Here is a 22242-nt window from a genome sequence, read left to right on the forward strand (position 1 = left end):
GTTAAGCTTCTTTCACGATACTGGTTTCAACGAAGGAAACCTGAAAGGAGAAAAGTGATGAAAAAGTTGATAGTGATAGGTTCGGTTTTAGTGCTGATTGGGGGAAGCGTTTGGTTTTTCATGAAGGACAATGCAGAGCCTGTCATTGCGAAATCGGTGACGGCTACAGTTGAAAAGGGAGATCTTGAAGTGCAAATAAGCGGTTCCGGATCGGTCGCTGCAATCAATAGTGAGGACATTACATCTTCCGTAACGGGTGAAGTGGACGAAGTCCTTGTAGAGAAGAATGAATTGGTTGAGAAAGGTGATGAACTTATTACCTTCACGGATGGAAGTGACCCGATAACGGCCCCATTCGATGGTACCGTTACAACAATGGAAGTTGAAGAAGGGGATCGTGTATCAAGCAGTGAAGTGTTGGCACATGTCACGGATTATAAAAAATTGAAAACCACGATCAGTGTTGATGAATTGGATGTTCCAAGTGTTAAAAAAGGACAAACGGTTGAAATTAAAGCCAGTGCTTTTGAAGATGAAACGTTTACGGGGGAAGTAACCAGTGTAGCAAAGGAAGGTACATATGAGAATGGAGTTTCTTCATTCGATGTCACTATCAAAATTGACGAACCCGGCGATATAAAAATTGGGATGTCGACTGAGGTGAGCATTTTGACGAATAGTGTAAAAGATGCTTTATATGTTCCGATTGAAGCAGTCCAAATCGACGGGGAAGAGAAATATGTGAATATACAACAATCCGGTACAACTGAAGGAGCTGCCAGTACAAAGAAAGTGGTTGAGACTGGAATCAGCAACGATAGATATATTGAAATAACTTCAGGGCTTGAAGAGGGACAGTTTGTTTCCTTGCCTATCACCATCAATGAAAGCTCCACTGGCAGCGGCGGCGAAGGAATGAGGGGAGGCCAAGGAGGCGAGATAAGAATGCAGAGCGGCAGCGGAATGCCAAGCGGCGGGATGCCAAGCGGTGGCGGAATGCCGAGTGGAAAGGGAGGTCAGTAAAATGGCGAAACCCATCATAAAAATTAAGAACATGTCTAAATCATATGAATTAGGCGGTGAAACGGTCAAGGCACTTCAGGATGTCTGTCTTACAATCGATAAAGGCGATTTCATTTCGATCATCGGTCCTTCTGGGTCAGGGAAATCGACGTTCATGAATATGATTGGCTGCCTTGATAAGCCTGACATAGGTGAATATCTTCTTGATGGTAAAGAAGTGGAAAAGATGAAGGATAATGAGTTAGCTGCCATTCGTAATATTAAAATAGGGTTCATCTTTCAAAATTTCAATTTGTTGGGAAAACTGACAGCGTTGGAGAATGTCGAACTTCCCCTGGTTTATAGAGGGGCAAGCGTGAAGGAAAGAAGAGAAGTGGCCAATGCGTGCCTTGATATGGTGGGCCTTGGTGACCGGAAGAATCATCTGCCGACCCAACTGTCGGGTGGACAGCAGCAAAGAGTTGCGATTGCAAGGGCACTTGCCGGTAATCCTCCCGTTTTATTGGCAGATGAGCCGACGGGGGCGCTTGATAGTAAAACGAGTAAAGAAGTGCTGCAGATGCTGAAAGAATTGAACGGGAAGGGACAAACAATCATTCTTATAACCCATGACTTGGAAGTGGCTAAAGAAGCGACTCGTGTCGTCCGGATACAGGATGGTCAGCTATTTGAAAACGGAGGTGATTGGATTGAACCTGAGCGAATCAATGAAGATGGCTATACGCAGTATCAAAACCAATAAAGTCAGAGCATTTTTAACCATGCTTGGGATCATAATTGGAGTTACCTCCGTAATCGTTCTGGTTTCGATTGGGCAAGGTTCTTCAAAGTCCGTTCAGGATGAAATCAATAGCCTGGGAACGAACCTGATAACGGTAAGTGTCACGGATACCGACTCCGTGGAGCTGACGGATGATACAATTGAACAGTTTAGAGAGCTGAGCGGGATAACGGAAGTGGCGCCTGTGGTCACTGGACGCGTTTATGCCAAGAACGGAGAAGCTACGGCGCAGGTTTCAATGACCGGTGCAACTTCATCCTACTTATCAGTCAGGGATCTAGAGCTCAGTCAAGGCCGGTTTTTGACGGATATGGAAACGGAATTACGCTCCAAGGTCGTTGTCCTGGGGTCGGATGCAGCCACCACGCTTTTTGAAAATCAAAAAGCCGTGGACCAGAACGTGCTTATCGGTGGTGTTTCCTATCGCGTGATCGGTGTCCTGAAATCGGTAGGCACCTCAATGGGATCGAGCGGGGATGATGTCATCATTGCACCTATCACCACTGCCGAAAGGGCTACAGGCAGCACGACAATCGGAACCGTCTATTTAAAAGCTGAGAACGAGAATATCATGGATAGGGCAATGTACCAGGTACAAGGTGCGATGACCACATCATTCCCAGAACAGAGTGATAACTACTCGGTGTCCAATCAAGAAGATCTGATGGATACAATGAGCTCTGTATCGGACACGTTCACACTCATGCTTGGCGGTATTGCCAGTATTTCGTTACTGGTAGGCGGAATCGGGATCATGAATATCATGTTGGTTTCCGTCTCGGAGAGGACAAAGGAAATCGGGATTAGAAAAGCAATTGGGGCAAATCGGAAGTCGATTCTTCTTCAGTTCTTAATTGAAGCGATGGTCCTGAGCTGCTTCGGGGGACTGTTGGGAGTTGGAATTGGCTTGGGAATCGCAAAATTGATTTCAGCTTTTTCAAGTTTAACGATTAGTTATTCATGGACGGTGACATTGTTTGCCTTTTTATTCTCCATTTTAATCGGGATAATGTTTGGTGTATTTCCTGCCAATAAGGCATCCAAATTAAATCCAATCCAGGCACTGCGTCACGAATGAACATACCATTTTGAAAGAAAGCAGGCATTAAAAGCCCGCTTTCTTTTGCATATGAAAAAGGATAAAATCAACATATATCACAATTGAGGCGGTTGGGAGGTACCCTGCATGAAGGTTTTGGTGGTAGAAGATAATGTTTCATTATTAGAGTCGATCCGACAGATTTTGACGGATGAATATGAAGTCGATACAGCGGATAATGGGGAAGATGGGCTATTCATGGCTCAACAAAGTATTTACGATATCATCATTTTGGATGTAATGCTTCCGGGGATCGATGGATTTGAAATCGTACGGAAAATCAGGGAAGCAAAAATAGATACAAGTGTCTTGTTTTTGACGGCAAAAGATGCACTTGAGGACCGTGTCAGAGGGTTGGAAATGGGTGGCGATGATTATTTAGTCAAGCCGTTTCAGGCACCGGAACTTAAGGCCAGGATTCGTGCCCTGCTTCGAAGGAGTGGCATTATTTCGCTAGAACAGCATGTGAAATACCGTAATATTGAACTGTTGGAAAAAGAAAAGGATATTTTGGTTGATGGAAAGGTCATTAAAATGACCTTGAAACAGTTTGAATTACTGGAATACCTGATTCAAAATAATGGGAAAATATTGACCCGTGAGCAGATTTTCGACCGCATTTGGGGGTTTGATTCAGATACGACGATTGCCATTGTGGAAGTGTTCATCCATCACCTTAGAAAAAAATTGGAACCTTTCAATTATCATAAAGATATTCAAACCGTTCGGGGTATTGGTTATATGCTAAAACAACCATAAGGGGATCATTATGTTCCAAAAAACAAGGCTTCAACTAACAATATTGAATTCTATCGTCTTTATTGTCTTAATAGCCATATTAAGCAGAACGATTTATTTCTATACGGAAGACCAGATCTATAAGGATGTCAATGATTCACTTATAAAGGATTACCGGGATTTCAATAATGGCGGCATGCCAGGCGGACGTCCGCAAGGTGAGTTTCTCTTAGGACCGGGGCCAAGCGTCATCGTTTGGGGGCCGGATGATACGATCATTGAGCCAAGACTGAGTGTAGATAATTTTTTTAAGGTCAATGAACCAAAGTTTTTCCCTAAAACTTTTGATGACATTGAAGAAATTTCAGTGAATGGATACACGTATCGGGCCCTTTCCACCCAGGTCGATACGGGGTATGGACAGATGGCCGTACAATTCATCAGGAATGTGGATACAGAAAAGGAAATGCTCGATCGCTTGCTGCTCATATTGTTTGTTGGTGGAGGAATTGGAAGTCTAGTGGCGGTGGGCGCTGGCTATCTTCTGGCAGGACGGGCCTTGATCCCGGTCAAGAAATCCTGGGATCAGCAGCAGCAGTTTGTCTCGGATGCTTCGCATGAAATTCGAACGCCGCTTGCTGTCATTCAATCGCGGGCTGATTTGCTATTTCAATCACCTAACGCGACAATCGAGGAAAAAGCCGTTGATATATCCATCATTTCGAAAGAAGTCCGCCGATTGAATAAGCTTGTTAACGGACTTTTGACCTTGACCAGAACGGATTCGAATCAAATGGAGGTTAAGAAATCGAACTTTTTCCTTGATGATCTACTTATGGATATCGTGGAACAGTATACGGATATAGCTTCTTTTCAAGAGAAATCAATCATTAGCCATGCTCCCGAACAGGTAGTGTTTCATGGGGATAAAGAGAGAATTCATCAGCTATTGGTGATCTTGGTGGATAATGCCATGAAATTCACCGAGGAAGGCGGGGAAATTTCCCTATCCTGCATCAAGAATGCTTCATCCATCATTCTTACTGTAGAAGATAATGGAATAGGCATTCCACAGGAAGAACTCCCCTTGATTTTTAACCGTTTTTACCAAGTGGAGCAATCCCGTTCGGCAAATGAAGGCTCTGGCTTAGGTCTATCCATAGCCAAATGGATTGTAAACACACATCAAGGGAACATCAAGGTTACAAGTGAGCAGAATGAACGGACCCGTTTTGAAATCACTTTTCCGAGAAATCAAAGGAAAAATTAGCTGCCATCCAATACGAAAAAGACTCTTACTTTCTTCCTTGCTTCTTAAGGGAAAATTAAGGGTCTTTTTAGATAATCATCTTATAAATACATTTATTTTCGGAGGAGAATCATTGATGAAAAGACTTGGCAGGTTACACTTTTTGGTTGGAATATTAGTTTCGGTCCTATTAATGGCCCAAGCAGTCATCGGGATCATGATGTATGTGGATGGCAGCGGCAATGAGCCCATGAATCGACAGGCGGTGATGGGTCAGCCTGCCGACCGCAGCAATACAACAGATTCGGATAATACGGAAAAATCGGCTAGTAGCAGTACGGAGACAGATGATTCATCGATGGAAACGGCAACTAATGATACGCAGGGCACTCCGCAAGGGGAGCCTAATGGTTCCGGGACTTCAGGAGAAATGCCAAGTGGCGGCGGTTTCCAAGGCAGAGGCTCTTTTGCTGGGAAATTCATCGACTTTTATCAAGGGGCAGGTGGCTTGGCCGCTTCCATCATCATCTTTGTAATTGGAGTCACTGGATTAGCGACAACGGTGATATCCAGAAAAACAGCTGCCTGAATAGTCGGTATGAGGCAAGAGGAGGTTCCTTTCGAAGGGGAGCCTTCTTTTTTATTCACGAAACCCATTATTGTCACTAATTGTTATTTTAAAAAGGGAAATAATAATTGCACTTAAAAAAATATTAGTTTAATATAGACTTCTGGAGAGGTACGTACATGTATTTTGGATGAAAGAGAAAACGTTTGCATAAATTATTTGAGGGTATCCTACTATTAATGCACGAACATTAAATTCACCCTTAGTGGAGGCAGAATATATGAAATTTCTGATTGCAATTTTAGGACTGCTTATCGTTTTTGGACTAGCTATCATAGTCAGCAGTGACCGGAAGAAAGTTAAAATTAAACCGATCATCCTCATGGTGGTCATTCAGCTTGTTTTAACTTATTTATTATTAAACACGAAGTTTGGTTTAGTCATCATCAATTCAATTGCCGATGGTTTCGGAAAACTTTTGGAATGGGCAAATGAAGGGATCACTTTTGTATTTGGCGGGATTGTAAACGAAGGAGCATCGCCCTTCTTTTTAAATGTCCTTCTTCCTATCGTATTCATATCAGCATTAATCGGGATTTTACAGCACTTCAAGATCCTTCCGTTCATCATGAAGTGGATTGGATTCGTTCTAAGTAAGGTGAATGGGATGGGTAAATTGGAATCTTACAATGCGGTTGCATCAGCAATAGTAGGCCAATCCGAGGTTTTCATAACCTTGAAAAAACAACTCGGTGCCATTCCGCCATCTCGTATGTATACGCTTTGTGCATCAGCCATGTCAACTGTATCGATGTCGATCGTCGGTGCTTATATGACGATGATTGAACCAAAGTACGTCGTGACGGCCATTGTTATTAACATGTTTGGTGGATTTATCATCGCATCCATTATCAATCCTTATACCGTAACGGATGAAGAGGATATTCTCCCTGTTGAAGAAGGGGCAGAGAAGCAGTCTTTCTTCGAAATGCTTGGGGAATATATCATGGATGGGTTCAAGGTTGCCATCACTGTAGCGGCGATGTTAATTGGTTTCGTTGCTTTAATCGCCGGGATCAACAGTATATTCGACATGATTTTCGGTATCAGCTTCCAAGACATCATGGGGTATATCTTTGCACCGTTTGCCTTTATCATGGGTATACCGATTTCAGAAACCGTGACTGCTGGCGGAATCATGGCGACGAAACTGGTAACCAATGAATTCGTTGCCATGCTGAGCTTAGGGGAAGCATCAGCTGCCTTGAGCGAAAGGACGATAGGGATCGTTTCGGTTTTCTTGGTTTCATTCGCTAATTTCTCATCAATTGGTATCATTGCCGGTGCAGTCAAAGGTCTTCATGAAAAACAGGGAAATGTTGTAGCCCGTTTTGGTTTGAAGCTGCTATATGGAGCGACTCTTGTCAGCATCCTATCAGCGATCATTGTAAGTGTGATACTTTAAATAACGGATTTAACATAAAAGGGCACTTGGGTTTACTCCTAAGTGCCTCTTTTATGTTTGTTACGCAAAGGTAGAATTTTTGAATTTGAAGGTGCTTGGCTTGCTGGTATATAATACATAAAATGACAGGCGTGAAAGGGGAGTTTTAGGATGACGATGGATGGAAAAGAAACAGCTATCTTTGCAGGAGGCTGCTTTTGGTGCATGGTTGCTCCCTTTGATGAAATGGATGGTATCATTTCAGTGACATCAGGTTATACAGGCGGTGAATTTGCCGCTCCAAGTTATAAACAAGTGATTACCGGTGCGACTGATCATGTCGAAGCGGTTCAAGTGGTATTCGACCCATCAATCATTTCCTATAAAACGTTATTAGAGATATTCTGGCAGCAAATCGATCCTACGGATGACGATGGACAGTTCTCGGATAGGGGAAAGCAATATAAGGCAGCCATTTTCTATCTTAATGAACGTCAGAAACGGGAAGCAGAACAATCGAAGGAAGATTTAATGATAAGCGGGCGGTTTAAGAAACCTATTGTTACGGGTATTCTACCCTCGGGGCAATTTTACGCCGCTGAGGAGTATCATCAAGAATTCTATCGGAAAAATCAATTTCGCTATGCATTGTACCGTAAAGGCTCAGGCCGGGATGCTTTCATTAAAGAAAATTGGCCTAAGGATAATGCACACCTTAGAAAGACCTTAACGGAGAGCCAGTTTCATGTCACCCAGGAAAATGGCACGGAGCCGCCTTTCGATAATGCCTATTGGGATCACTTTGAAGAAGGCATTTATGTGGATGTCGTTTCTGGGGAGCCCCTATTCAATTCGCGGGATAAATATGATAGCGGTTGTGGGTGGCCAAGTTTCACGAAGCCCATCATGTCGGCAAGTGTCAATGAAAAAATGGATCTCAGCCACCGAATGACCCGGACCGAGGTACGCAGCAGGGATGCCGATTCACACCTTGGACATGTTTTTCCCGATGGTCCAAGTCCTAAAGGCACGAGATATTGCATAAACTCTGCGGCCCTTCGATTCATTCCCAGAAATGAAATGGAGAAAGCGGGATATGGAGATTTATTAATACTATTCAAAATGAAATAACTAGGGAGATAGGGGAAAACAAATGGATAAAATAGATGAAAATTTATATCGATATATCCTTGATAACTCGTCGAAGATTACGGAAAACTGGCTGGCTTTAAGGGAAAAGCAGTCTGGGTCCATCTATTCAATAGATTCTAATGAGGAAATCGAAAAGCTGCTTAGGGAACAGAATACATGGACCATCAAGACAGTGACAAGTGCTTTACTTGAAGATAAAACTGCTTTTATTGAAATGATGGAGCAGTGGGCCACACTTGTCGCGAAAAGCAGGGTTGAATCGGACACCCCCATTTACGAAGTGTTGGAAGCGCTTAATAAGGTACGTGAAACATATTGGGCATTCATCACTGATTATATGCTCATGGATACGAAGATAACGAAAGAAATAATCATCCGGTGGAGCCGGCTTATTAATCGTGCCTTCGATCAATTGAACCGTGAGTTCACCGAGCAGTATTACCTTTTGACAAAAGAACGTTTGTCAGCTCAACAGGAGCTGATTAATGAACTGGGCGCTCCGGTCATTCCCATTGTTGATGCCATTGCGGTATTGCCGTTAATCGGTGAAATCGATACCTATCGGGCTAAGGAAATTTTGAATGGGACTCCAAGCAAATGCATTAGCAAAAATATCACACACTTATTCATCGATTTATCGGGAGTCTCCCTTTTGGATACAATGGTTGCCCAACAAATCTATCAATTGATAAGTACCCTGAACCTGTTAGGCATTCAATCGACCATTTCCGGGATTCGTCCTGAAGTGGCCCAGACATCGATTCAGTTAGGCCTTGATTTTAGTCAGGTTTCGACACATAGTACTCTTAAACAGGCCCTTTCCAAGCAAGGGATCAAGCTATACGAGAAGGGTGCAGTTAATGAAAAAAACCAGATCCGCTAGGAATCTGGTTCTTTTTCGTGATTCTATAACTTGAATGAACTTTTCAACCCGACGATTTGGTTGAAGACCAAGTGATCGGCCGCAGTGAGTTTTGAATCAACATTATAATAGCCATGCCTGAAGAATTGGAATTTATCCTGAGGCTTAGCATCTTTCATGTTAGGCTCGACAAATCCTTGTAGAATTTCGATTGAATCAGGGTTTACCCGGTCCAGGAATGATTTTTCTTCCTCTTCATCATTTTCCTTATCCAAGATTAACGGCTGAAAGTTGCGGAATTCTGCTGAAACCGCTTGTGAAGCTTCGACCCAGTGTAATGTACCTTTCACTTTACGGCCAGTGAAGCCCGATCCGCTTTTCGTTTCAATATCGTATGTGCAGCGAAGTTCAATGACGTTACCGGCGTCGTCCTTTATCACTTCTTCACATTTAATGAAATAAGCATGTTTCAAACGGACTTCATTGCCCGGGAAAAGTCGGAAATACTTTTTCGGCGGGTTTTCCATGAAATCGTCCTGTTCGATATATATTTCACGTGAAAACGGGATTTGGCGTGTACCCATTTCCGGTACTTCCGGATTGATCTCAGCATCCAGCCACTCTATCTCGCCTTCCGGATAGTTGGTGATGACCACTTTAAGCGGGTTCAGGATGGCCATAGTCCGTGGAGCCTTCAGCTTTAAGTCTTCCCGCACGAAATGATCAAGCATTTGAGAGTCCACGATACCGCTTGTTTTGGCGACACCTATCTCTTGGCAGAATGCACGTATCGCTTCGGGTGTATACCCGCGTCTCCGCAAGCCTGAAACAGTAGGCATCCGCGGGTCGTCCCAGCCGTCCACGAAGCCTTCATCGACAAGCTGCTTCAGTTTTCGCTTGCTCATTACTGTGTTGGTCAGGTTAAGACGGCCAAATTCATATTGCTTTGGTTTGCTTTCCATTTCACAATTCTCAACGATCCAGTCATAAAGAGGGCGTTGATCTTCGAACTCAAGCGTACAAATGGAGTGTGTGACTCCCTCGATGGCATCTTCAATCGGGTGGGCAAAGGCATACATTGGGTAGATGCACCATTTGTTGCCGGTATTATGGTGTTCAGTATGGGAGATACGGTATATGACGGGATCACGCAAATTAATGTTAGGTGAGCTCATATCGATTTTTGCACGCAATACTTTTGTGCCGTTTTCGAATTCGCCGCTGCGCATCTTTTCAAATAGTTCAAGATTTTCCTCAACGGTTCTATTGCGGTAGGGGCTGTCTTTTCCCGGCTCTGTCAGCGTTCCGCGATATTCACGGATTTGGTCGGCATTAAGGTCGTCCACATATGCCAGTCCTTTATTGATGAGCAGCACAGCTCTTTTATACATTTCATCAAAATAGTCGGAAGCGAAGAAAAGGTTATCCCAGTCGTAACCGAGCCATTTTACATCTTCCTTAATGGAGTTTACAAACTCAATATCCTCTTTCAATGGATTCGTATCATCGAAACGAAGGTTGGTTTTCCCATTGAAATCATCAGCCACCCCAAAGTTCAAGATGATTGATTTAGCATGCCCGATATGTAAATATCCGTTCGGCTCAGGAGGGAAGCGGGTGATGACATGATCATGTTTTCCGGACTCTAGGTCATCTTTTATAATATTTTTAATAAAATTCGAAGAGTTATTTTCCAACTGAATTCGACCTCTTTCATTTATATACTTCTTTTAATTTTACCTGTATATATACCATAAATACAGATATTTTTCCATGTTCGAGCCGGAATCACGGTTTATCTGAAACAATTCATCAAGTATTTAGTTTGTACAATCCGAGCGGAAATATCCCTGAAACTTTGATCATGTAATTTAGGGAACGACCAAACTGGACATTAAAGAAACAAATTAAACCTTTTTCATCTAAAAAAAGCAATACAGGAATTCACACCTGTATTGCTTATAATCGCGCTAGCAGACAGATTTTAGAATTAAAATCAAAAAACCGTCGTTTGCAAAAATTCTTTTGTACGTTCTTCTTTTGGATTGGTGAAGAATTCTTTTGGCGGTCCGCTTTCGACAACCCGCCCATTATGCATGAAGACAATCCAATCCCCGACCTCACGTGCAAAGCTCATTTCATGTGTAACGACTACCATTGTCATCCCTTCCAAGGCAAGTTCCTTCATCGTGGCAAGAACTTCACCGACAAGTTCGGGATCCAGAGCCGAGGTAGGCTCATCAAAGAGCAGGATATCAGGTTTCATGGCAAGGGCGCGGGCGATGGCAACACGCTGTTTCTGCCCGCCTGAGAGCTTGCTTGGATAGACATCCGCTTTATCTGATAAACCGACTTTGGCAAGCAATGTCTTTGCTTCTTCAATCGCTTGGCTCTTAGGGACTTTTTTGACATGTGTCGGTGCTTCGATGACATTTTCCAGTACGGTCATATGCGGGAAGAGGTAGAAATGCTGAAAAACCATTCCGACTTTCTCGCGGATTTTATTAATATCATGGGTACCAGGATTGATTTCCGTTCCTTCAATGAGGATTTGGCCGCTGTCTTTCTTCTCTAAATAATTCAAACAGCGGAGCAGGGTGCTTTTTCCGGAACCGCTTGGTCCGATCAGACAGACAACATCGCTGTCGAGTACCTTCATATCGATATCTTTAAGTACATGCAGGTTTCCATACGATTTATTTAAATTCCTAATGCGAATCATTTCTTTTTGTTCCATTTCAATTCCCCCTATCGATCACTGATGGACAGTTTCTTTTCGAATAAATTGACGATAATGGTCAGGAAAGCCACTAGAATCAAGTAGTAGACAGCTACAATCAATAAATAAGTCATTTCATCGAAATTATTCGAGCCCAACGTAGTGGCTACATTAAACAGCTCATTCATGGATATGAAGGCTGCCAGTGATGAATCCTTCAGTCCGATGATGAATTGGTTGCCAAGCGGCGGCAATGCGCGGCGGAAGGCTTGAGGCAAGATGATTCTCCTTAAGGTGAGCGAATTGCTCATGCCAAGGGAGCGTCCGGCCTCCATTTGGCCTTTGTCGATGGATTGAATCGTACCACGTAAAATCTCTGAGATATAAGCTCCATTATGGAAAGCCAGGGCAAGTGACGCAGCCCAGAAGTCCGGCAGTAAGAAGAGATTGCTGATACCGAAATAGAGTATGAATATCTGTACGATTAAAGGCGTTCCCCGTACCAGGAATACATATGTATCTGAAATCCATGCAAGAATTTTTATATTGGATATTTTTAATAGTGCAAATAGCAAACCGATGAAGATACCCACCAATATGGAGACTACCGTCAGTTCCAATGTGAGGAGCATGGCCCGGATGAATACGTCCGAGGAGCTAAATAATGTATCAAAAAAATGTGAAAAACTTGGCAATGTAATGACTCCCTTTCTATCAATCTTTATTCAGGCTTAGTTGTGATGTCTTCACCAAAATACTTTTTGCTGATTTCAGCAAGCGTTCCATCTTCACGGAGGTTTTCAAGAGCTTCGTTGATGCGTGCAAGCAGCTGAGGGTTGTCGTCAGGCAGTACGATGGCCTGCTCGCTTCGTTCGATCAATTGCCTTCCTTCGATGTCGAAACCTTCCTTGGTGGCTTCCTTGCCGGTTACGAAGTCGGTGATGACGGCATCATGACGCCCTCCGCTCAATGCTTTCAGGGCGGTGATATCACTGTCATAGGTTTTTACATTGGTTGTATATTTTTCTGCTGTCGTTGCGTACGTGGAGCCTTTAGAAGCCGCAACTTCCTTACCCTTTAAATCTTCAACCGTTTTAATATCACTATCCGGGCGGACGAAAATTTGAGGACCTGAGTAGTAATAAGGGGTCGAGAAGGCAACATGTTTACTTCGTTCTTCATTGATTGTATGGCTGGCAACCGCGGCATCTGCCCGACCGGTTTTAACACCTTCCACAATACCTTTGAACTTTATCCGTTTAGGCACAGGTTCTAGGTCGAGTTCCTTTGCAATTGCATCGCCAACTTCAATATCGAATCCGGTTACGGTCATGTCATCATTGACATAACTGAATGGCTTGAATTCACCTGAGGCAGCGAAAACAAACTGGTCCTCATTGATCAGCTTACTCCCGTCCTCCAGCTGGTCCTTTTCGGCACAGCCGGACAGAAGACCAAGAACAGCCAGAATGGATACAATGAATGTAACGGATGATTTCATGATAATTTCATTTCCCCCTTTGAAAAAAACTAATAGAATGGTCTATACCCTTATGAGGCAATGAATAACCTTATTAACTATGGAAAATAAAACTGAAACCAAAAAGGTTGTCCAGATCATACCGACATTTCATTCAAGAATCCCCCTTCACTATGCATTTCATAAAGGTTCTCGTCCTTTGCCTTCATTTCCTTCCAAATTACATGTAATTTCCTGAAAAAATGACAAACATTATTTAATAGGTGAAGAAATTTAGGATAGATTCAGCTCTGGAGATAAATTTGAAACAATTCAGGCTGATGATTTAGCTATCGAAAGCGAAAAACTGATGATAACCGTATCTAATGAATGGGATGGGATAAAACTGTGGAGTATTTTAGGCAATGTTGATTTTGTCTACCAACAAAGTCCCGATTTGATTGACTGACTTTAATTTTGGCCATGAATTGAAGTATAATATAGCAAAATAGAAGAAGGGCAGTTGGGAAAATGGTTAGCAACTTTGTGCAAGAGCAGTTACAGGAATATCGCGAAAGAAATCAAGATAGAGGCCGTTTAATTATAAAATGTCCGGACCAGCCGGGAATTGTTTCGACAGTTACGGCTTTTCTTAAAGAATATGATGCAAATATTGTTGAATTGAGTCAGTATTCGATGAATCCTGAGGGCGGTACCTTTTTCACCAGGATCGAGTTCGATTGTCCAGGATTGAATGACAAGGCAGCGGATATGCAACTGGCATTCCAGGAAGTTTCGACAGCATTCTCGATGCAATGGACATTTAATCATGTGAGTGATCTGAAGAGGACGGCAATCTTCGTTTCAAAGGAACCCCATTGCCTTTTGGAATTGCTATGGGAGTGGCAAAGCGGGGATTTATTGGCTGACATTGCACTGGTCATCAGCAATCATGAAGATACGAGGGAAATTGTCGAATCGATGGGCATCCCGTTTTATTACATTCCTGCCAATAAGGATATACGTAAGGAAGTGGAAACTAAACAGCTTGGACTTTTGGAAGAATTCAAAGTGGACCTTATTGTATTGGCCAGGTATATGCAGATATTGACGCCGGACTTCGTAGCGGCCCATCCGAACAGGATCATCAATATCCATCATTCATTTTTACCTGCCTTCATTGGAGCACGGCCTTATGAACGAGCTTATGACAGGGGTGTTAAGCTGATTGGGGCGACTTCCCATTATGTGACGAATGATTTGGATGAAGGTCCAATCATCGAGCAGGATATCGAACGTGTGGACCATCGTGATTCTGCCGGGGATATGAAGAAAATCGGTCGTTCTGCTGAACGCCGGGTGCTGGCACGTGCCGTTAAATGGCATTTGGAGGACCGCGTCATTGTTCATGAAAATAAAACGGTAGTCTTTTAAAATGAAAAACCCCCCTTTGGGTTGCCAAGGGGGGGTTCCGTTTGCGCCCATCCTAGAACCATGATTTTAGTGGAATACTGAATTATCCTGCATATTTTTAACATGATTATAGGAATGAAACCCTTACTAGATTGAAGAAATTTGCGACACTCCTGCCGAATAACTGGCTAGCTGAGACCCCGGGGACGCTTGCCGGCGAGGAGTCTTGGCAGACAGTCGATGGAAAGGGAGCGGATTTCTGAAATCACCTGGAACCTTTTTAACCGAATTGAAAGTAAATTAGTTCTTCTCTAATTTGTCTACAGTCTGAATCCCCCTTTAGGTTAAGGGGGGGTTTTTATGATGGAATTAAGTGAGTGCTAGTACGAGTATTCCACCCTTACTGAGGCAGTTATGTTCAATTCACCAGGCTGAATCGGGGTAGTCGCCATTTTTGAAAGAGTACTTGTTTGAAAAAGCATTGGAGTTGCCGTTTCAGATAGTTCTTCAACCCTATTAGGGACTGGGTTCAATGAGATTCCTAGCGTTCGAGCCATGGAAAGAGCCTTTTCGTATGCATTTTTTAAAGCGAGAGAAAGTGCCTGGTTATAGTATGCATCTGGATTGGATAAAGAGAAGCGGATGCTGGTGATTGAATTGGCACCGCTTCTGACGGCCGTGTCGATTATGCTGCCTATTTTCTCGATGTCGGTCGTTTGGGCTTGTATGATGTGCTGGACTTTGTAGTTCTTGAACAATTCCTTTCCGTCAATATAATCATATTGTGGATCGATTCTGTAATCACTCGTTTTCAATTGCTCTTCGGGAATGCCCGCGGATTTAAGTGATACGATGACATTTGCGATTGCTTGGGAATTGGCTTGCTGGGCCTTTTGCGGGTCCTCATCCTCTGTTATGACTCCAAGGGTGATCGTGGCTTGATCCGGAGCAGCAGATAGCGTCTCTGAGCCGGAAACTTTCAATATATGTTCATCGGTGCGGTAATGATCCCTAAAGGGGGCATTGTATTCTTGATTCATTTTGACACCAGCCTTTTTATAGAGATAATCTCACCCCTATTGTACGAATTATAAATGGGAAACATGATTGAAATATCCCCCTTTGTCATTAATTCATCGAACAATCACAAAAAAACACTCGGCCTGGACCGAGTGCACATTACTTATGAATGACTTGAACCCTGCCCACCTGGCCATCAGTCAATCTTACTTTAATTCCATGAGGGTGGGTGCTGGAGTTGGTTAAAATATCCTTTACAGTGCCACTTGTCAGTTTTCCGGTGCGTTGATCTGCTTTAAGTACAATGTCCACAGAGGCACCTGGGGTAATATCTTTCCGGTTTTTACCGTTCATGTTCGATTCATTCCTTTTCAGAGTTATTTGCAGCCATTCAACCATGCAGTAACTTCAGTATAAGGAAAACGGCGGGCCCAGTCGACTATTAGATAAAATCACAAATTGGCAGTTAGCGAATTTTCTTCAATGGTTCGACAGCAGGACCATTTAACACTTCACCAGCGATGGAGTAGCGGGAGCCATGGCATGGGCAATCCCAAGTACGGTCGCCGCTATTCCAGGCAACTTCACACCCCATGTGTGTACATGTGGAATCAACAATATGAAGCTGGCCATCATGGTCACGGTAACACCCAGCTTTGTCTCCATCCACCTTCACGATTGCTCCTTCATCAATTCCTATGTCTTCCGGCGTTTTATGATTGACAGCCAATTTGCCTTTGATGAGATGCTTAGCCACATCAGCATTATCTTGAAGAATATTCTTCACGCCTTTTAAACGGGCAGGATCATACAATTCCGCATACCGGTTATCTTTTTGCAAAATCCGGTCAGTTAAGATCCTGGCGGCAATCGATCCATTCGTCATTCCCCATTTCGCATAGCCGGTAGCTATCAGTACGTTTTTTTGGTTGGCTGTCACTGGACCGACGAAGGGGATATTATCCGGTGTCACGATATCCTGTGCCGACCAGCGGTAGGGAATGTCTTTCACATCGAAATACTGGGCACTGAAGTCCTTCAGTGCTTCATAATGCTCGATCGTCGAGATTCCCTGGCCTGTTTTATGGCCATCTCCGCCAACAAGTATAAGTTTTTCCCCATTGTCCAATTCCGTATAGCGAAGGGAGCGGCTAGGGCTGTCTGCACTGTAATACATCCCGCCTGGATACTCCTGTTCAGTCCTGATGCCAAGCACATAGGACCTACTTACATGAACACGGGCAAAGTATAAGCCCTTTTCATCATTGAAGGGGAAGTGGGAGGCCACGATGACCTGATTGCTTTTGATGGAATGTCCCGTATCCGTCAGAACGGTTGGTGGATCGCCGTCTTCAATTTTCATTGCCGTTGTCCGTTCATAAATGGTGCCTCCTGCATCGAGAATTGTCGAAATGAGGGCGGTTAAATATTTTAATGGGTGAAACTGTGCTTGATCTTTCATTATCACAGCAGCTTTACATGGAATGGAGAAAGGGATATTCTCCGCATAATCCCCCCGAATGCCAAGTTTTTGATAGGCCCTCAGTTCTTTTTGGATTTTGCTTATATATTCATCCGTATTTGCGTACACATAGGCATCCTGTGCAGTCAAATTACATTCAATGGAATGTTCTTCCACCAAGTCTTTAATCAGCTTCATTCCATCTGTATTGGCTTCATAATAAAGCTTGGCATTTTCTTCGCCATGGTCAGTGATCAACTGGTCGTAAATCAGACCATGCTGGGCCGTGATTTTTGCTGTAGTGTGTCCTGTCGTTCCGGTAAGGATTTGGCCTGCTTCGATCAGTGTGACTTTTACACCTTGTTTAGCAAGTAGGTAAGCAGATGTGATTCCGGTAATTCCGCCGCCTACTATTAAGACATCAGTGCTTAAATCTGTATCTAATTTAGAAAAAGAAGGGAATGTCAACGCACTGCGCCAATAAGGTTCCGGAAATCGGGGAAGGTCTGTATTTTTTTCAGTCATTTGAATACCTCCATACAGTTCATTAGTGAATCGTCCATTTATTACCATACCCAAATTCACTATTTATACGCTTATTTTTGTAAGAAGAAAGACTAAAAAAATACATTATTTGGTTCGTTTACAAATATGTATACATGTAAACGAAAATAGATAGTTTGTACACAAATATGTATATATGTTTACAAACACGTATACATGGCTATATATAAGGTGTATACATATTTGTTCCTATTGCAAACAATTTGAAAACAAGCTACAGCTAATGAAGCATCGACAAATATAAAATCTCTTCTATCGAGAGTGCTCCACCTAATTTTTTCTATGAAAAAGGGGATGTTTTTAGATGAGTTCTAGAATCGCAGCAATAGACGTAGGAAATGATGCAATTAAAGCTATTTTTGGAAAGTTAGAGTCTGAACTATATATACCAAATGTCATTGCAAAAGACATGAAGATCGGGCCAGTCATAGGAATCGAAGAACTCGATGTAAAAAAACTTGGAAGGGATACATATTAGAGTCCATTCACCAGCCTTGCAAGACAATAATGCCATTTATCGTGTCGGAAATTTAGTGACAAAAAGTGATAACCCAACAGAACTAGATTTGGGGAGCAGTAAATCAGAGGAGGACCAAACATTAGTATTTGCGTATAGCATAAGCATCTTGTACATTCAATAGAATGTTCTTCTATCAATCCTTTGATAGCTCCGTTCCTTATATAGTATAGTCTGGCCTATTCCTCACTGTGATCAGTAATAAATTGGTCGTAAATCAAGCCGTGCTGGACCGTGATTTTTGCGGTTGTGTGGCCTGTTGTTCCATTAAGGGTCTGCCTCAATGAATGTAGCTTTCACACCTTGCTTGGCTAATAGATAAGCTGAAGTGATACCCGTAATTCCGCACCAACAATTAAGACATCAGTTGGTATATTTGTTTCTAGCTTAGAAAACGAAGGAAGGATAAAGTGCTGCGCCAATATGGCTACGGATATTGAGGAAGTTCTGTATTTTTTCGGTGATTTTAATATTTTCATACGTTTCATTAGTGGTTTGTCCAATTTATTACCATGACCAAATTCTCCTTTTTTACGCTTTCTTTTATATGAAGAAGATTATTAAAAGTTAGTTTTTTTGTTTGTATGCAATATTGTATACATGTAAACAAAAATAGTTAGTTTGTACGCATAAAAGTAAACATGTTTACAAATGCGTACACATGGCTATATATAACGTGTGTACATATTTGTTCCTAATGTGTACACAAATGAATACAATTCGACAGATAAAGCTACAACTTATGAAGCATTGACTAATATAGAAACCTTTTCTATGCTTAATAGAGTGCTCCACCTAAATTTTTTTATGAAAAAGGGGATGTTTTTAGATGAGTTCTAGAATCGCAGCAATAGACGTAGGAAATGCTGCAATTAAAGCTATTTTTGGAAAGTTAGAGTCTGAACTATATATACCAAATGTCATTGCAAAAGACATTGAAGATCGTCCGGTCATAGGAATCGAAGAACTCGATGAAAAAAACCCATTGGAAGGGTTACATATTAGAGTGCATTCACCAGCATTGCAAGACAATAATGCCATTTATCGTGTCGGAAATTTAGCGACAAAAAGTGATAACCCAACAGAGCTGGATTTGGGGAGCAGTAAATCAGAAGAAGACCAAACATTAGTCATGCTTTTTGCGGCTATTGCATTGGATGCTGCCAAGCAAGGGAATAATGATAAGTTCAAAAAAGTAAATAACGTTGTCGAAGCGAATTATACGCTTGGAACAGGCTTGCCACTTCGGGAGGTTAAAGAAGGGAAAGACGTCGGGTACCGCTCGAAATTACTTGGTTCAGTCCACCAGGTGGAATTTTTAATTACTCCTAAATACCAAGGCATGAAGGTTAATATCAAATTTGATGAAGTGAAAGTCTATCCAGAGGGCTTCGCCGCATACATTAATTTAGTCATGGACAATGATTTGAATATCATTAACCGTGAATTAATAGATAGAAGAATACTGATTCAGGATATCGGTGGATTATCGACGGATATCGCTGTCATTAAAAATCGTAAAGTTGACGATGACAAAGCGCAAGGATTCAATTTGGGAGTAGCTGAAGCCCTTGAATCGATTCGTGAAGAAATCAGGAAGAAGCATGGTGTCGAGCTGGATAGCAGGCGCGATGTCGTCGAAATCATCACGAAGAAAAATGATCGCAATCATATTATGGTTCGCGGAAGCCGGACAAGCGTCCATGATATCGTTGACCGTATTTTGGGAGAACTGGCCAAAAAGCAATATCGCCACCTTCGAAACGTATGGCAAAAAAATTCACAAACGGAAATCTGCTATTTTGTAGGCGGGGGATCGATTGTCCTGAAAGACTACTTGAAAACCTTGAATCAAAATTTCGATGGCTACAATATAGACTTTTTCGAAGATGAACGGGAAAGCGTTTGGATGATGGCAAACGCCTATTATAAATTGATTTCGGATTTTAATCGCCGGAATGCAAAGGAACAGAATCAGTCACAGCAAAAGAAGAAAGAACAAAGAACGGGTTCCATTAAATAGGTGAGAGAATGAAAAAAACAGCTTCTTCTGAAATTAAAAGAGGACAAGCCATCACTTTTCGTATCCCTTCGGATGTCTCAGACTATACGTTAAGACAGCTGCAGAAATTGAAGGAAACGGAAAGAAGGAATTTTTCCAGTAAAATTGCTGAGTATGTTCTCGATGGAGTCGGGCAATCCACCCATCAGGATCGGGAAATGATTGCCCTGCCTATGCCGAACAAGCTAAGCAAATCTCAGCGTGATTGGCTCAAGCATTCCCACTCAGAAGCTATGCTTGGAACGATTATGTACCACCTTTTATCCGATCCTTTACGCGCTACGGCCTTGCTTGCCTCTTTGAATAATAATGTATTGAGTGAGGAATTGTATGTGCAGGCCGAGCCCGAGGAAAAGGAACCCGTGGAGGTCCAGGAGGACCTGCCTAAGAAAGATTTGGATGACTTTGATTGGAATTTGAGTGAACCCTCAAAACAAGAGGAAGAAACAGAACCTGAAGAGGAAAATCTTGACGATCTCCTGGGTGATTTTCTTGATCAAATGAACCAGTGAATATATAGGAGGATATCTGACGACAAGTTGGATATCCTCCTTTTTCTTTGCGGGGGCTAAAAAAAGAGGAACCACCAAGGATTCCTCTTAAGATAATCAAGCCAGGAAAATCAGTTGGTAAAGAAATAAAACGGCAAACATGTACACGAACGGATGCACTTCACGGAATTTCCCTCTAGCCATTTTTAAAATGGGGTAGGCGATGAATCCGAGTGCTATCCCGTTGGCGATGCTTGATGTTAAAGGCATGGCGACAATGACCAAAAAGGCTGGGAATGATTCATCAAAGTGTGTCCAGTCAATTTCATTAATGCTCTTAATCATCATGCTTCCGACGATGATCAAGCTAGGTGCCGTGATTGCCGCTACATTTGAGACAGCTCCTATCAGCGGGCTGAAAAAGGCGGTTATTAAGAATAGGATGGCCACCACCAACGCGGTTAAACCTGTCTTGCCGCCCGCTCCTACACCAGCTGATGATTCAACCGAGGCAGCGGTCGGGCTTGTGCCGAACATGGCGCCGACAGTAGTGCCGATCGAATCTGCAAAGAAGGCACTGCCGGATTTTTCAAGCTTATTTTCCTTCAGCAATCCAGCTTGACGGACAATGCCCAATAAAGCACCAGTCGTATCGAAAAGCATGACAAGCAAAATGGAGAAGACGACGCCATAAAGCCCATAGTTAATCACATCGGCGATAGATGTGATTGGATTGGCGACTATTATCCCTTCAGGTAAGGAAGGGGTGGAAACCAGACCGTTAATTTCCAATTGGCCTGTAAAGAAAGCGATTATGGCAGTCACGATCATTCCGATGAATATCGCTCCCTGCACATTGCGAACGATCAGTACGATCGTTATGACCAAACCAACCAATGTAAGTGCCACACTGGGATCCCTGAAGCTTCCAAGGGTAACCAGGTTGGATTCATGCTGTGTGACGACACCTGACAAACGAAGTCCGATGAAGGTAATGAAGAGCCCGATTCCGGCACTGATTGCATGCTTTAAGTTATTAGGGATGGCCTCGATCAATTTTGAGCGGAAAGAGGTTAGGGATAAAAGGATAAAGATGATACCGGTAACAAAGACTGCAGAGAAGGCAACTGTGTATGAGATATCATGGGTTCCCAATACCGAGTATGCAAAATACGCATTCAATCCCATTGCCGGGGCTATGACAATTGGGTAATTGGCTAAAAGGGCCATGCATAGTGTACCGACTATTATTGCAATTATGGTTGCTGTGAATGCCTGGTCGAAGGGAACGCCCGCATCAGAAAGGATCATGGGGTTTACAACGATGATATAAGCCAGTGTTAAAAAGGTTGTAAGCCCCGCAAGTACTTCCGTTTTAATATTTGAATTCCGTTCTTTTAATTTAAACATGCGGTCACTCCTTTTTTATATACAAAAAATCCTTGCAAAAATCTACAAGGAGGAGATGCTTACCCTTTTTCAAGTAAGTAGCTCGATAGATGGATAATAAATCTTATAAATTATATTAGAAAAATAACTAAAGTACAATAGGATGAAAAATTTTAAGGTACAGGTTTTCTCGAAAATAGATAATGATATACTAACAAATAGCTTAGACT

Annotated in this window: 20 protein-coding genes and 1 pseudogene; 13 read left to right on the forward strand and 8 right to left on the reverse strand. The window is 42.6% G+C overall.

Annotation, left to right across the window (positions count from 1 at the left end; all coding sequences use genetic code 11):
• Positions 1 to 57 precede the first annotated feature (57 nt).
• From A6755_RS01615 to A6755_RS01655, 9 genes are all read left to right on the forward strand, one after another.
• Positions 58 to 1023 (forward strand): efflux RND transporter periplasmic adaptor subunit, encoded by a 966-nt coding sequence (locus A6755_RS01615; protein WP_063589619.1) that lies wholly within the window; start codon positions 58 to 60, stop codon positions 1021 to 1023.
• Position 1024: 1 nt separating this feature from the next.
• Entirely contained in the window at positions 1025 to 1765 is a 741-nt protein-coding gene (locus A6755_RS01620) for an ABC transporter ATP-binding protein (protein WP_034316058.1), read from the forward strand.
• Complete coding sequence (locus tag A6755_RS01625; protein ID WP_343929570.1) at positions 1692 to 2882, forward strand: ABC transporter permease; 1191 nt, start codon at positions 1692 to 1694, stop codon at positions 2880 to 2882. Before A6755_RS01620 ends, A6755_RS01625 begins: the two co-directional genes overlap by 74 nt.
• 108 nt (positions 2883 to 2990) lie before the next feature.
• Positions 2991 to 3662, forward strand: a complete 672-nt coding sequence (locus A6755_RS01630) for a response regulator transcription factor (RefSeq protein ID WP_034316054.1) — start codon at positions 2991 to 2993, stop codon at positions 3660 to 3662.
• Positions 3663 to 3672: 10 nt separating this feature from the next.
• Positions 3673 to 4911, forward strand: coding sequence for a sensor histidine kinase (locus A6755_RS01635; RefSeq protein ID WP_034316053.1), 1239 nt, complete (start codon positions 3673 to 3675; stop codon positions 4909 to 4911).
• 112 nt (positions 4912 to 5023) lie between these two features.
• Positions 5024 to 5479 carry a hypothetical protein gene (locus A6755_RS01640; protein WP_134402073.1) on the forward strand — a complete coding sequence of 152 codons (456 nt, stop codon included), beginning with the start codon at positions 5024 to 5026 and terminating at the stop codon, positions 5477 to 5479.
• A 259-nt stretch (positions 5480 to 5738) separates the two neighbouring features.
• Positions 5739 to 6923: a NupC/NupG family nucleoside CNT transporter gene (locus A6755_RS01645; protein WP_053536961.1), complete on the forward strand. Its 1185-nt coding sequence runs from the start codon at positions 5739 to 5741 to the stop codon at positions 6921 to 6923.
• A 150-nt stretch (positions 6924 to 7073) separates the two neighbouring features.
• Entirely contained in the window at positions 7074 to 8033 is a 960-nt protein-coding gene (gene msrB, locus A6755_RS01650) for a peptide-methionine (R)-S-oxide reductase MsrB (protein ID WP_063589621.1), read from the forward strand.
• A 22-nt stretch (positions 8034 to 8055) separates the two neighbouring features.
• Positions 8056 to 8937 (forward strand): STAS domain-containing protein, encoded by an 882-nt coding sequence (locus A6755_RS01655; RefSeq protein ID WP_063589622.1) that lies wholly within the window; start codon positions 8056 to 8058, stop codon positions 8935 to 8937.
• A gap of 23 nt (positions 8938 to 8960) precedes the next feature.
• On the opposite strand, the gene A6755_RS01660 is transcribed toward A6755_RS01655, so the two are convergent.
• The 4 genes from A6755_RS01660 to A6755_RS01675 form a co-directional block, all read right to left on the reverse strand.
• Positions 8961 to 10613: a glutamine--tRNA ligase/YqeY domain fusion protein gene (locus tag A6755_RS01660; protein ID WP_063589623.1), complete on the reverse strand. Its 1653-nt coding sequence runs from the start codon at positions 10611 to 10613 to the stop codon at positions 8961 to 8963.
• 299 nt (positions 10614 to 10912) lie between these two features.
• Positions 10913 to 11653 carry an amino acid ABC transporter ATP-binding protein gene (locus A6755_RS01665; RefSeq protein ID WP_063589624.1) on the reverse strand — a complete coding sequence of 247 codons (741 nt, stop codon included), beginning with the start codon at positions 11651 to 11653 and terminating at the stop codon, positions 10913 to 10915.
• Positions 11654 to 11664: 11 nt separating this feature from the next.
• Positions 11665 to 12330, reverse strand: a complete 666-nt coding sequence (locus A6755_RS01670; protein ID WP_034316037.1) for an amino acid ABC transporter permease — start codon at positions 12328 to 12330, stop codon at positions 11665 to 11667.
• 26 nt (positions 12331 to 12356) lie between these two features.
• The gene (locus A6755_RS01675) at positions 12357 to 13136 is read right to left on the reverse strand and encodes a transporter substrate-binding domain-containing protein (protein ID WP_053536955.1); all 780 of its coding nucleotides are present in this window, start codon (positions 13134 to 13136) and stop codon (positions 12357 to 12359) included.
• A gap of 489 nt (positions 13137 to 13625) precedes the next feature.
• Between A6755_RS01675 and purU the strand changes: the two genes are divergently transcribed.
• Positions 13626 to 14528, forward strand: a complete 903-nt coding sequence (gene purU / locus A6755_RS01680) for a formyltetrahydrofolate deformylase (RefSeq protein WP_034316032.1) — start codon at positions 13626 to 13628, stop codon at positions 14526 to 14528.
• Positions 14529 to 14887: 359 nt separating this feature from the next.
• Here the strand turns inward: purU and A6755_RS01685 are convergent, their stop codons facing one another.
• From A6755_RS01685 to A6755_RS01695, 3 genes are all read right to left on the reverse strand, one after another.
• Complete coding sequence (locus A6755_RS01685) at positions 14888 to 15547, reverse strand: SIMPL domain-containing protein (RefSeq protein WP_063589625.1); 660 nt, start codon at positions 15545 to 15547, stop codon at positions 14888 to 14890.
• A gap of 139 nt (positions 15548 to 15686) precedes the next feature.
• The gene (locus A6755_RS01690; RefSeq protein ID WP_034316239.1) at positions 15687 to 15881 is read right to left on the reverse strand and encodes a YwbE family protein; all 195 of its coding nucleotides are present in this window, start codon (positions 15879 to 15881) and stop codon (positions 15687 to 15689) included.
• A gap of 112 nt (positions 15882 to 15993) precedes the next feature.
• Positions 15994 to 17514: an FAD-dependent oxidoreductase gene (locus A6755_RS01695; RefSeq protein ID WP_063589626.1), complete on the reverse strand. Its 1521-nt coding sequence runs from the start codon at positions 17512 to 17514 to the stop codon at positions 15994 to 15996.
• Positions 17515 to 17857: 343 nt separating this feature from the next.
• Between A6755_RS01695 and A6755_RS25790 the strand changes: the two are divergent.
• From A6755_RS25790 to A6755_RS01705, 3 genes and pseudogenes are all read left to right on the forward strand, one after another.
• A pseudogene (locus tag A6755_RS25790) lies at positions 17858 to 18170 on the forward strand (ParM/StbA family protein); the annotation flags it as partial.
• Positions 18171 to 18899: 729 nt separating this feature from the next.
• The gene (locus tag A6755_RS01700; protein WP_063589627.1) at positions 18900 to 20093 is read left to right on the forward strand and encodes a ParM/StbA family protein; all 1194 of its coding nucleotides are present in this window, start codon (positions 18900 to 18902) and stop codon (positions 20091 to 20093) included.
• Positions 20094 to 20101: 8 nt separating this feature from the next.
• Positions 20102 to 20644, forward strand: a complete 543-nt coding sequence (locus tag A6755_RS01705; protein ID WP_063589628.1) for a hypothetical protein — start codon at positions 20102 to 20104, stop codon at positions 20642 to 20644.
• A 96-nt stretch (positions 20645 to 20740) separates the two neighbouring features.
• Here A6755_RS01705 and A6755_RS01710 read toward each other — a convergent pair whose 3' ends face one another.
• Complete coding sequence (locus A6755_RS01710; RefSeq protein ID WP_063589629.1) at positions 20741 to 22033, reverse strand: NCS2 family permease; 1293 nt, start codon at positions 22031 to 22033, stop codon at positions 20741 to 20743.
• Between the last annotated feature and the right edge of the window lie 209 nt (positions 22034 to 22242).

It is taken from the genome of Peribacillus frigoritolerans (assembly GCF_001636405.1).
GTDB classification, from domain to species: Bacteria; Bacillota; Bacilli; order Bacillales; family DSM-1321; genus Peribacillus; species Peribacillus frigoritolerans.

Coding starts and splice junctions, on each gene's coding strand:
- A6755_RS01635 (WP_034316053.1), top strand. CDS start 3,673: ATGTTCCAAAAAACAAGGCTTCAACTAACAATATTGAATTCTATCGTC.
- A6755_RS01690 (WP_034316239.1), bottom strand. CDS start 15,881: ATGAACGGTAAAAACCGGAAAGATATTACCCCAGGTGCCTCTGTGGAC.
- purU (WP_034316032.1), top strand. CDS start 13,626: ATGGTTAGCAACTTTGTGCAAGAGCAGTTACAGGAATATCGCGAAAGA.
- A6755_RS01645 (WP_053536961.1), top strand. CDS start 5,739: ATGAAATTTCTGATTGCAATTTTAGGACTGCTTATCGTTTTTGGACTA.
- A6755_RS01615 (WP_063589619.1), top strand. CDS start 58: ATGAAAAAGTTGATAGTGATAGGTTCGGTTTTAGTGCTGATTGGGGGA.
- A6755_RS01630 (WP_034316054.1), top strand. CDS start 2,991: ATGAAGGTTTTGGTGGTAGAAGATAATGTTTCATTATTAGAGTCGATC.
- A6755_RS01655 (WP_063589622.1), top strand. CDS start 8,056: ATGGATAAAATAGATGAAAATTTATATCGATATATCCTTGATAACTCG.
- A6755_RS01705 (WP_063589628.1), top strand. CDS start 20,102: ATGAAAAAAACAGCTTCTTCTGAAATTAAAAGAGGACAAGCCATCACT.
- A6755_RS01695 (WP_063589626.1), bottom strand. CDS start 17,514: ATGACTGAAAAAAATACAGACCTTCCCCGATTTCCGGAACCTTATTGG.
- A6755_RS01685 (WP_063589625.1), bottom strand. CDS start 15,547: ATGAATCAAGAATACAATGCCCCCTTTAGGGATCATTACCGCACCGAT.
- A6755_RS01675 (WP_053536955.1), bottom strand. CDS start 13,136: ATGAAATCATCCGTTACATTCATTGTATCCATTCTGGCTGTTCTTGGT.
- A6755_RS01620 (WP_034316058.1), top strand. CDS start 1,025: ATGGCGAAACCCATCATAAAAATTAAGAACATGTCTAAATCATATGAA.
- A6755_RS01700 (WP_063589627.1), top strand. CDS start 18,900: ATGAGTTCTAGAATCGCAGCAATAGACGTAGGAAATGCTGCAATTAAA.
- msrB (WP_063589621.1), top strand. CDS start 7,074: ATGACGATGGATGGAAAAGAAACAGCTATCTTTGCAGGAGGCTGCTTT.
- A6755_RS01665 (WP_063589624.1), bottom strand. CDS start 11,653: ATGGAACAAAAAGAAATGATTCGCATTAGGAATTTAAATAAATCGTAT.
- A6755_RS01710 (WP_063589629.1), bottom strand. CDS start 22,033: ATGTTTAAATTAAAAGAACGGAATTCAAATATTAAAACGGAAGTACTT.